We start from the raw sequence: 10,718 nt of genomic DNA, 5'->3' as shown, positions 1-10,718 counted from the left end.
GTTCTCAACTTATGGCTGCCAGTGATGCGCTCACCTCGGCCAGCCGAATCACCTCCGCAGGCCTGGCGCAACAGCAGCAGGATCTGCCCTCATTAACCGGCGAAGTGGCCGAACCCGCATTGGCCCACGTCCCGAACTCACTCACCATTAATCAGGCCGTTCAACGCGCCATTCAGTGGCATCCAGATATCGCGCAGGCGGTCGGAAAAATGCTGGAACAGGCCGATCAGGTGGATGTAGCGAAAGCCAAATACTATCCGCAGATCAGTGGCGGGATGAACAACGGCTATAGCAATGCCTATACCGAAAAGGGCTTCAGTCCATCGTTCGTGTTATCGGTTTCGCAGATGTTGTATGACTTTGGCAAAGTCAGTAGCTCTGTACGATCCGCTGAAGCCGGCGTGGCGATGGAACAAGCCAACGTGCTGGTGAGCATTGATACGGTGGCACATGACACGGCCTCCGCGCTGGTGGAAGTGCAGGGGTATCAGCAACTGGTCAAAATTGCTCAGCAGCAGCTCGATGCGCTGAGCAAAATTGGCGATCTGGCACGCCAGCGTAATGATGAAGGCGCGGCTTCGCTCTCCGATGCCACGCAAACCGATGCGCGTATTGAAGGCGCGCGCACCACACTTATTCAGTATCAAGCCAACCTCGATCGCTGGCGCGCTACGCTGGCGACCTATCTCGGTTGGCCGCTGGTTAAAAATGTGAATGATGATTTCCCGGTGAACCTGACGCGCTCCTGCGCGGTGGGAAAAGCGGATGACAAGCTCAATCCATCGGTGCTGTCGGCATGGGCGCAGGCGAGCCAGGCGCAGGCGAAGCTGGATAACGCTAACGCGCAGAACCTGCCGACCATCTCGCTTGAGCCGCAGGTAACGCACTATCTCAATAATCATTATTCCGGCAGTGAGACCCTCGATCGCACCCAGTATCAGGCTTTCGTCAATGTCCAGATGCCGATCTATCAGGGAGGCGGGATCACCGCCGCGCGTGACGCCGCCGCCAACGCCTTGCAGGCTGCCAACGCGGCCGTCAATTCGGCGCGTTTGAAAGCCCGTCAGCAACTCAGTGAATCGCAAAGTGCAGCACTCAGCTTGTCGCAGAGTCTGGCGATCATGGGGCGGCAACAGACGCTGGGCGAGAAAACCCAACAGCTCTATCAGGATCAGTATCTGCAGCTCGGCACCCGTCCGCTGCTGGACGTGCTTAACGCCGAGCAGGAAGTGTTCCAGACGCGCTTCACTCTGCAACAAACCATCAGCCAATTACGATCGTTGCAACTCGACTGCTTATACAGCACCGGGCATATCCGATCGGCGTTCGCTTTGAATAATCAGCGGATCCAGAATGTGGAGATCCAGCCATGACCCAATTACAAATTCCCGATGCCCCGAATGGTGATACCGGCAGTGGTGCAGACGGCAACGTACCGTTAAATGGATGGGCGACGGCGATCATTCAGATCGCGACCCATTATCGTTTGCCCTGTTCACCGGGCATGATCATGGCCGCCGCCGAATGGCAGGGTAAACAGACGCGCGACAAAGCGCTGCGCCATCTGGCTCGTCAGGCGGGGCTCTCGCTCCAGCTGTATGAAGAGAACAAATGGGAAATCACCAGCTGGCGTTTGCCGCTGGCGGTCGAGCTGGCCGACGGGCAGGTGGGTGTCATCACCAGCTTCGATGGTGAAGATGAAGTGCGCGTGCATTTCTCGGGGGATGAGCAACCTGCGCCCGTTGCACTGGAAACGCTGCTGCCGGAGATCAGTTTTGCCGCCGCACTGCGCCCGGTGACTGCCGCCAAAGACAGCCGCGTCGATCGCTATCTGGCCACGGTTAAGCCCGATTGGCTGCGCCGTTTGGTGCTGCACGATCTGCGGCCTTATAGCCATGTGATGCTGGGATCGTTCCTGATCAACCTGATGGCGATGGTTGGGATCATCTTCTCGATGCAGGTGTATGACCGCGTGATCCCGGCGCAATCCTACCCGACGCTGTATGTGCTCTATATCGGGGTCATTATCTCGGTGGTGTTCACCTACATCCTGCGTGTCGGGCGCGATCACGTTACCGATCTGCTCGGTAAACGTGCTGATATGCGCGTCTCAGATCGTGTGTTTGGGCATGCGCTGCGCCTGCGTAATAGTGCGGTGCCGCGTTCCACCGGTACCTTTATCTCGCAGCTGCGCGAGCTGGAATCGATCCGCGAAATGGTGACTTCCACCACCGTCTCCGCCATCGTCGATATGCCGTTCTTCCTGCTGTTTATGCTGGTGATGGCGATTATTGCGCCACAGCTGGCGTGGATCGCGCCGATCGCGGTGATCCTGATGGTGCTGCCTGGCATTCTCAGTCAGAAGAAGCTGGCAAAACTGGCACAGCAAAACCTGAAAGAATCGACGCTGCGTAATGCGGTGCTGGTGGAGAGCGTGCAAGGGCTGGAGGACATCAAGCTGATGCAGGCGGAAGATCGCTTCCTGCAGCAGTGGAACAGCTACATTCGAATTACCGCGCAATCCGGTGTCGAGATGCGCAAAGTGATGCATTCACTGATCAGCTGGGGTGTGACGGTTCAGGGATTGGTATACGCCAGCGTGATCGTGGTCGGTGCGCCGATGGTGATCAACGGTGATATCACTACTGGTGCGATTGTTGCGGCTTCGCTGCTCTCCTCACGCATGATTGCGCCGATGGCGACGCTGTGCGGTGTGCTGGCTCGCTGGCAGCAGGTGAAAGCCGCCAAAGGCAGTCTGGATGCGTTGATGAACCTGCCGGTGGAGAACAGCAAAGACGAGACGCGTATCCACTGTCCGGTGCTGTTTGGCCATTATCAATTCAATGATGCGATGTTCCGCTACTACACCGATTCCCTCACCGTCGCGCTGCGCATTAAAAGCCTGACCATCAAACCCGGTGAACGCATTGCCGTGCTGGGCCGTAACGGTTCCGGTAAATCCACCTTGCTGCAGGCGATGATCGGCGGCATGGATCTGGTGGGCGGCGAACTGCGTCTGGATAACCTCAGCCTGCCGCATATTGATGTCTCGGATGTACGTCGCAACGTCGGTTTGATGACGCAAAACGCGCGCCTGTTCCACGGCACGCTGCGTGAAAACCTCACCATGGGCGCGGCCCATGCGACTGACGATGCCATCTTCGGTGCGCTGACGGTCAGTGGCGGGGCGGATTTCATCCGTCGTCTGCCGCTGGGACTCGATCATCCGGTGATGGAAGGCGGGGTGGGATTATCGGGCGGCCAGCGCCAGTCAGTGCTGCTGGCGCGCATGCTGTTGCGCGATCCCAATATTATCCTGCTGGATGAGCCTACGGCAGCGCTGGATGATCATACCGAGAAAGAGTTTATCGAACGTCTGGGCGCGTGGCTGAATGGCCGCACGCTGATCGTGGCGACTCACCGTGCGGCGATCCTCGCGCTGGTGGATCGCGTCCTTGTGCTGAAGGATGGGCAACTGGTGATGGACAGCCCGAAAGAGAATGCGCTGCCGGCACCACGTGCGGGCGGTAATTCACCGGAGGTGCACCCATGATGAAGCAACTTCCCGGTAAACTGCGGTTGGTCACGGCGGCGGAAGTCGATTCCTCTGACGATCTGTTGGGGGAACTGAAATCTGAGACCCATTACACCGGTGCGGTACGTCTGATCACCATCAGCGCCGCGCTGATTCTGATATCGCTGGTGTGGGCCTGGTTTGGCGTACTGGATGAAGTCTCAACCGGCACGGGCAAAGTAATCCCAAGTTCTCGTGACCAGGTGCTGCAATCCTTAGAGGGCGGGATCCTCACCGAACTCTATGTGCACGAAGGCGATCGGGTGAAGGCGGGGCAGGTGGTGGCACGTCTTGATGCCACGCGCTCGCAATCCAGCGTTGGCGAAAGTGCGGCGCGCTATCGTGCGGCACTGGCGGCGGCATCGCGCCTGAGAGCCGAGGTTAACGATGATCCCCTCACGTTCCCGGATGAACTCAAAGCCTATCCCGATCTGATTGCCTCCGAGACACGGTTGTATAAAACCAAACGCGCCCAGCTCAATGACTCGACTAAACAGTTCAAAGAGTCGCTGGCGTTGGCCAACCAGGAGTTGGCTATCACTCAACGGCTAGCCAAAACTGGCGCCGCCAGTAGCGTCGAAGTGCTGCGTTTGCAGCGTGATAAGTCGGATCTGGAATTGAAACTCACTGACATGCGCTCGCAATACTATGTGCAGGCGCGTGAGGAGCTGGCGAAAGCCAGTGCCGAGGCCGACAGCCTGGCCGAAGTGATTAAAGGGCGCGAAGATACGGTGACGCGCCTGACCATTCGTTCACCGATGAACGGCATCGTGAAAAACATCAAAGTCTCTACCGTCGGAGGGGTGATTCCCCCCAACGGCGAACTGATGAACATCGTGCCACTCAACGACCGTCTGCTGATTGAGGCGCGCCTGTCACCGCGTGATATCGCCTTTATCCATCCGGGCCAGCGTGCGGTGGTGAAGATCTCAGCTTATGACTACGCGATTTATGGTGGCATGAACGGTGTGGTGGAAAGCATTTCACCGGATACCATACAGGATGAGGTGAAGCCGGAAATCTACTACTACCGAGTGTTTATTCGCACCGATAATGACTATGTGCAGAACAAAGCTGGTAAGCGTTACTCGATCAGTCCGGGGATGGTTTCTACGGTCGATATCAAGACTGGCGAGAAAACCATCATGGATTATCTGGTGAAACCGTTTAACAAAGCCAAAGAGGCGATGCGCGAACGTTAATCGCAATACTTCGATGTTTAAGAGCCGCCGTTGAGGAGTCAACGGCGGCTTTTTTTGTGTCTGCGAGTTTAGTGACTTAAAGGAAATTGATGTTTTGGTGGGGGCAGGCGGAGGGCGGTTTTTCGTAGTGGGGTCATTTTTATCCAGTATCAGCGTTTATCTTTTCGCCAAATTTACTGCTGAACGGATACAGCTAACAGAGGCAATTATCAGGAGGTTTTCTCGCTTTTCTTTGACCAGAAGGGTTGCAATGGTAATTACTGGAAGCTTTTTGACATTTTTAGAAAATTTTAGTGCGATTTAGTGATGAGTGTTGGGAATTTGATTTAAATGTTGGCTAACAAGATGAATTAAGGCGTTTTATGCCAGCAATGACTTTCAGGCGGTTAAGGATTGACCATTGTGATGGTAAGGGTTCAATAAGAATATGCTTAAAATTCTTGTACCGCCTGTTGCTGTATGTTACATAGAGTGTCGAATTTCTATCCCTTGCTCACTTCAGATTTTTCCGTGAGCGTCGCAGTGAAAAATAATAAAAAGAGCTTACCTCACTACCCGTTAAGCGGATGCCTATGCGCACGCTTTGGCTCGCCACTTATAGAGATAGCGCGATGAGGTTATTTAGGGGATAGAGCAAAATCGTTAATGCAATTTAGCTGCGCGTTCGACGTCTGGAAGCTTAGCGAGAGCATTTGCCAGATACATCATGCAAAGGAACTGACATGAAGCAGGTTGTTTTTCAGGAGCAGCAAAGCGGCAGCATTTGGCCGGGATTGATCCCTTCAGTTTCTACCTTGTTGGTTAAGTGGCATCCAGCGCTTAGCCTCAACTCACTGCATGATCCAATCGAATCTAAGAATCAGCAAATAGGGTGCAGAACCTTTGAGTCCCTGCGCTTTTGATTACCCGTTGACTGAATAAAAATAACCAGCCTTGTACAAATTTTCGGCTGACCATGGAGAAGTGGGTGTGAGAGATATCACCAAACCCGAATTGTAGTTTGGACACCCCAACAATAATTGATGACTGTTACATGTTGATGAAAGTGAAGTCCGCCGCATCCACGATGCGTTCGCGTATTCCTGCCATTTCACTGGCGGAAATCCAGAAGCACCTGGCGAAAATTATCATTCTGCTGCCGATGGCGCTGCTGCTGATCTATCTCGTGATTTTCAGCCAGCCGCGCTATATGAGCGAATCCAAAGTCGCGATTAAACGTTCAGACGATCTCACCAGCAGTAGCCTCAATTTTGGCTTGCTGTTGGGCGCCTCCAATCCCAGTTCCGCCGAAGATGCCCTCTACCTCAAGGAGTACATCAATTCACCGGACATGCTGAAAGTGCTGGATAAGCAGCTCGACTTCCATGAAGCCTTTAGCCATAGCGGGTTGGATTTCCTCAACCATCTGGCGAAGGAAGAAACCGCCGAGCGCTTCCTGCAGTATTACCGTGACCGCATTAGCATCTCTTACGACGACAAAACCGGCCTGCTGGATATCCAGACGCAAGGCTTCAGCCCGGAATTTGCGCTGAAGTTTAACCAGGCAGTATTGAAAGAATCTGAGCGCTTTATCAACGAACTGTCGCACCGCATCGCGCGCGATCAGCTCTCGTTTGCTGAAGCGGAAATGGAGAAATCACGCGCTCGACTGGATGCCAGCAAAAGTGAGTTGCTCTCTTATCAAAACAGCAACAACGTACTGGACCCGGAAGCGCAGGCGCTGGCCGCCAGCACCTTGGTTAACACCCTGATGGGCCAGAAAATCCAGATGGAAGCCGATCTGCGTAACCTGCTGACCTATCTGCGTGACGATGCGCCGCAGGTGGTGAGTGCGCAAAACGCGATCTCCTCCTTACAAGCACAGATTGACGCTGAAAAAGGCAAAATCACTGCGCCGCAGGGCCACAAGCTGAACCGCATGGCGGTGGATTTTGAAGAGATTAAATCGAAGGTGGCGTTTGATACCGAGCTGTACAAGCTGGCGCTGACTTCGATTGAGAAAACCCGCGTGGAAGCGGCGCGCAAGCTGAAAGTATTGTCGGTGATCAGCTCACCGCAGCAGCCGCAGGAATCCACTTTCCCCAATACCCCTTATTTAATCGCCTGCTGGTTGCTGGTGTGCTGCTTACTGTTCGGCACGCTGAAACTGCTGTTGGCTGTTGTTGAAGATCACCGGGATTAATTGAGTTCGTCATGAAATTATTGAAGTCACTGTTAATGCTTGCTGTCTGGCAAGCCACCTCCGCCAGTGCTGCGCTGGATATTAATGCCGATCCGAATCTGACCGGTGCGGCACCGTTGCCTTCGTTCCTCACCGGCCAGCAGAGTCAGGTGCAGAGCAGTGATGGGTTTGATAACACCCCGCGCCCGGTAGCACCGGCAATGATGAGCCGCATGTTTGGCGCTCAGCTGTTTAACGGCACCAGCGCTGATAGCGGTGCCACGGTCGGCTTCAACCCTGGCTATGTGCTCAATCCTGGCGACAGCATTCAGGTACGTTTGTGGGGTGCATTCACTTTTGATGGTGCACTGCAGGTCGATCCTAAAGGCAACATTTTCCTGCCAAATGTGGGACCTGTTCAGGTCGCAGGTGTTAGCAACAGCCAACTGAATACGCTGATCACTACCAAGGTGAAACAGGTTTATCAGGCCAACGTCAGCGTGTATGCCTCGCTGCTACAGGCGCAGCCGGTGAAGGTTTACGTGACCGGTTTTGTGCGCAGCCCTGGCCTGTATGGCGGCGTGACCTCTGATTCCCTGCTCAACTACCTGATTAAAGCGGGTGGCGTCGATCCCGATCGCGGTAGCTATGTCGATATCGTGGTGAAGCGTGGCAATCGCGTGCGTTCCAGCATCAACCTGTATGACTTCCTGCTCAACGGCAAGCTGGGCCTGTCACAGTTTGCCGATGGTGACACCATTGTGGTGGGGCCGCGTCAGCACACCTTTAGCGTGCAGGGTGATGTGTTCAACAGCTATGACTTTGAATTCCGTGACAGCAGCATTCCGGTGACGGAAGCACTGAGCTGGGCGCGTGCTAAGCCAGGCGCCACTAATATCACCATCATCCGCCAGCAGGGCTTGCAGAAACGTAGTGAGTACTACCCGATCAGCTCTGCGCCAGGCCGCATGTTGCAGGATGGCGATACGCTGATTGTCAGCACCGATCGCTATGCTGGCACTATTCAGGTTCGCATTGAAGGTGCGCACTCCGGCGAACATGCGATGGTGCTGCCATACGGTTCGAGCATGCGTGCGGTATTAGCGAAGGTTCGCACCAACACCATGTCGGAAATGAACGCCATCCAGCTTTATCGTCCGTCTGTGGCACAGCGTCAGAAAGAGATGCTGGATCTGTCCCTGCAGAAACTGGAAGAAGCTTCGCTTTCTGCCCAGTCCTCCACCAAAGAAGAAGCCAGCCTGCGTATGCAGGAAGCGCAGCTGATCAGTCGCTTCGTCAACAAAGCGCGCAACGTGGTGCCGAAGGGTGAAGTGATCCTCAACGAGAAGAACCTCGATTCGATTCTGCTGGAAGATGGTGACGTGATTAACATCCCGCAGAAAACCTCGCTGGTTATGGTGCATGGCGAAGTGCTATTCCCGAATGCGGTGAGCTGGGAAAAAGGCATGAGCCCGAAAGATTACATCGAGAAGTGTGGTGGTCTGACGCAGAAATCGGGTAACGCCAAGATTGTGGTGATTCGTCAGAACGGTGCTGCCGAGAACGGTGAAGATGTTGACACGCTGAACCCAGGCGACGAGCTGATGGTTCTGCCGAAGTATGAATCGAAGAACATCGAAGTGACACGCGGTATTTCCACCATCCTCTACCAGCTGGCGGTGGGTGCGAAAGTGATTCTGTCGATCTAAGGATAAAGAGACATGATTGGTATTTTCTCATCGGGTATTTGGCGTATTCCGCATCTGGACAATTTTCTGGCACAGCCGTGTCAGAAGCTTTCTCCGATGCGTCCAATACCCGCTGAGATTGATACTGTCGCAGTGTGGGGCCATCGCCCAAGCGCGCGCAAGCCGGTGGAACTAGCACAGGCGGCGGGTAAACCAATTCTCCGTCTCGAAGACGGTTTTATCCGCTCGCTAGATTTGGGGGTAAGCGGGGCACCGCCACTATCAATGGTGCTGGATGATGAAGGGATCTATTACGATGCCCGCCGACCAAGTGCGCTGGAGCGTTTGATCCATCAACGCGAAGAAAATCAGGTATTAGCCGCTGAAGCGAAAGAAGCGATCCACACCATCGTTACGGAAGATCTTTCCAAATATAACCAGGCTCCGGCATTCATCGCCGGGGAGAGTCTGACCAGTAACTTAGTATTGGTAGTGGATCAGACCTTCGGTGATATGTCAGTCACCTACGGTAACGCTGGACCAGACGATTTTATGGCGATGCTGGATGCGGCGATAAAAGAAAACCCGTCATCGACCATTTGGGTGAAAGTCCATCCTGATGTGTTAGAGGGTAAAAAGGCCGGGTACTACCATCAGCTGCAATCGACGCATCGCGTTCATCTGATGGCGGACAACGTCAGCCCGCAATCGTTGCTGCGGCATGTCTCACGCGTATATGTGATGACTTCACAATATGGTTTTGAAGCCTTGATGGCGGGCAAGCCGGTTACCTGCTTTGGTCAGCCCTGGTATGCAGGATGGGGGTTAACCGACGATCGCCATCCACAGGCGGAGCAACTTCGCCAGCGCCGTGGAAGCTCAACGTTGGAAGAGCTATTTGCCGCAGCTTATTTGCGTTACAGCCGGTATATCGATCCGTTGACGGGAGCAGCCGCAACACTGTTTGATGTGTTGGGCTGGATGCAGCTACAGCGACGTCATCAGCAGCAACGCAGTGGGCATCTCTGGGCACCAGGATTAACGCTGTGGAAATCCACCATCCTCAAACCGTTTTTACATACCACCGCCAATAAGCTGAGTTTTTCCCGCCATTGCCGTGCTGCTACTGCATGTGTGGTGTGGGGTGTGCGAGGGGAGCAACGTTGGCAGGAGAAGGCGAAATTACGCCAGCTGCCACTGTGGCGGATGGAAGATGGTTTCCTGCGCTCTTCTGGTTTGGGTTCTGACTTGTTACCGCCACTTTCTCTGGTACTGGATAAGCGTGGCATCTATTACGACGCCACGCGCACCAGCGATCTCGAAGTGATGCTAAACCATAGCGAACTGACGCTGGCACAACAGTTGCGAGCAGAGAAACTGCATCAGCGTTTGGTTGAGAGCAAACTGAGTAAATACAACTTAGGGGCGGATTTTGCCCTGCCGCAAGGTTCGCAGGGTAAGCGAATTCTGCTGGTGCCCGGCCAGGTTGAAGATGACGCCTCAATTCAAACGGGTACGCTTTCCATCAACACCAATTTGTCATTACTGCGCACGGTTCGTGAGCGTAATCCCGATGCCTTCATTATTTATAAGCCACACCCTGATGTGCTGGTAGGCAATCGCAAAGGGGATGTCCCAGCGGAAGTGGTGGCGCAACTGGCGGACTATCAGGCGCTGGATGCTGATGTTATTCAGTGCATCCAAATGGCAGATGAACTGCATACCATGACTTCACTCTCCGGTTTTGAAGCGTTAATGCATGGCAAGCAAGTACATTGCTATGGCCTGCCATTTTATGCCGGATGGGGGTTAACCAATGATGAGCATGTCTGTGCAAGGCGCAAACGCAAGTTGGGGCTTGCGGATGTGATCTACCAGGCATTGATTGCTTATCCGACGTATATCCATCCGCTGCGTTTAGCAGCAATCAGCGCGGAAGAAGCAGCAGAGTTTTTGATTCACGCACCGCGTGGACAGATGTTTGTCAATAAGAAGAAAGCGAGTTACCTCGTTAGGCATTATCGCAAGATGTTGATGTTTTTTAAGGTTAAATTCGGTTAGGAAAACCGATTCATAAAATAACAAAAAAAGAA

7 protein-coding genes are annotated in these 10,718 nt (G+C 54.0%); all 7 read left to right on the top strand.

The annotated features are described in order from the left end of the window. The first annotated feature begins 11 nt into the window (after positions 1-11). Positions 12-1,373, top strand: a complete 1,362-nt coding sequence (locus ACXI0A_RS17785) for a TolC family outer membrane protein (RefSeq protein WP_476147432.1) — start codon at positions 12-14, stop codon at positions 1,371-1,373. Next, positions 1,370-3,553 carry a type I secretion system permease/ATPase gene (locus tag ACXI0A_RS17780; protein WP_476147434.1) on the top strand — a complete coding sequence of 728 codons (2,184 nt, stop codon included), beginning with the start codon at positions 1,370-1,372 and terminating at the stop codon, positions 3,551-3,553. The genes ACXI0A_RS17785 and ACXI0A_RS17780 overlap by 4 nt, the downstream gene beginning before the upstream one ends. Further along, entirely contained in the window at positions 3,553-4,776 is a 1,224-nt protein-coding gene (locus tag ACXI0A_RS17775; RefSeq protein WP_476151007.1) for an HlyD family type I secretion periplasmic adaptor subunit, read from the top strand. The genes ACXI0A_RS17780 and ACXI0A_RS17775 overlap by 1 nt, the downstream gene beginning before the upstream one ends. A gap of 722 nt (positions 4,777-5,498) precedes the next feature. Next, positions 5,499-5,678, top strand: a complete 180-nt coding sequence (locus ACXI0A_RS17770; protein ID WP_476147436.1) for a hypothetical protein — start codon at positions 5,499-5,501, stop codon at positions 5,676-5,678. A 131-nt stretch (positions 5,679-5,809) separates the two neighbouring features. Continuing rightward, positions 5,810-6,958: a capsule biosynthesis protein gene (locus ACXI0A_RS17765; RefSeq protein ID WP_476147437.1), complete on the top strand. Its 1,149-nt coding sequence runs from the start codon at positions 5,810-5,812 to the stop codon at positions 6,956-6,958. Between the two features lie 11 nt (positions 6,959-6,969). Next, on the top strand, positions 6,970-8,646 hold the full coding sequence (locus tag ACXI0A_RS17760) for a polysaccharide biosynthesis/export family protein (RefSeq protein ID WP_476147438.1): 1,677 nt from the start codon (positions 6,970-6,972) through the stop codon (positions 8,644-8,646). Between the two features lie 12 nt (positions 8,647-8,658). Then, complete coding sequence (locus tag ACXI0A_RS17755; RefSeq protein ID WP_476147439.1) at positions 8,659-10,686, top strand: capsular polysaccharide export protein, LipB/KpsS family; 2,028 nt, start codon at positions 8,659-8,661, stop codon at positions 10,684-10,686. The last annotated feature ends 32 nt before the right edge of the window (positions 10,687-10,718 follow it).

This window comes from Pantoea sp. C1E2 (assembly GCF_056491465.1).
The sequence above is the reverse complement of the archived record's forward strand: the minus strand, read 5'-3'. Positions and strand labels throughout refer to the sequence as shown.

Bases quoted from the DNA above. Each gene is read 5' to 3' on its own strand.
- ACXI0A_RS17785 (WP_476147432.1), top strand. From the start codon at position 12: ATGGCTGCCAGTGATGCGCTCACCTCGGCCAGCCGAATCACCTCCGCA.
- ACXI0A_RS17780 (WP_476147434.1), top strand. From the start codon at position 1,370: ATGACCCAATTACAAATTCCCGATGCCCCGAATGGTGATACCGGCAGT.
- ACXI0A_RS17775 (WP_476151007.1), top strand. From the start codon at position 3,553: ATGAAGCAACTTCCCGGTAAACTGCGGTTGGTCACGGCGGCGGAAGTC.
- ACXI0A_RS17770 (WP_476147436.1), top strand. From the start codon at position 5,499: ATGAAGCAGGTTGTTTTTCAGGAGCAGCAAAGCGGCAGCATTTGGCCG.
- ACXI0A_RS17765 (WP_476147437.1), top strand. From the start codon at position 5,810: ATGTTGATGAAAGTGAAGTCCGCCGCATCCACGATGCGTTCGCGTATT.
- ACXI0A_RS17760 (WP_476147438.1), top strand. From the start codon at position 6,970: ATGAAATTATTGAAGTCACTGTTAATGCTTGCTGTCTGGCAAGCCACC.
- ACXI0A_RS17755 (WP_476147439.1), top strand. From the start codon at position 8,659: ATGATTGGTATTTTCTCATCGGGTATTTGGCGTATTCCGCATCTGGAC.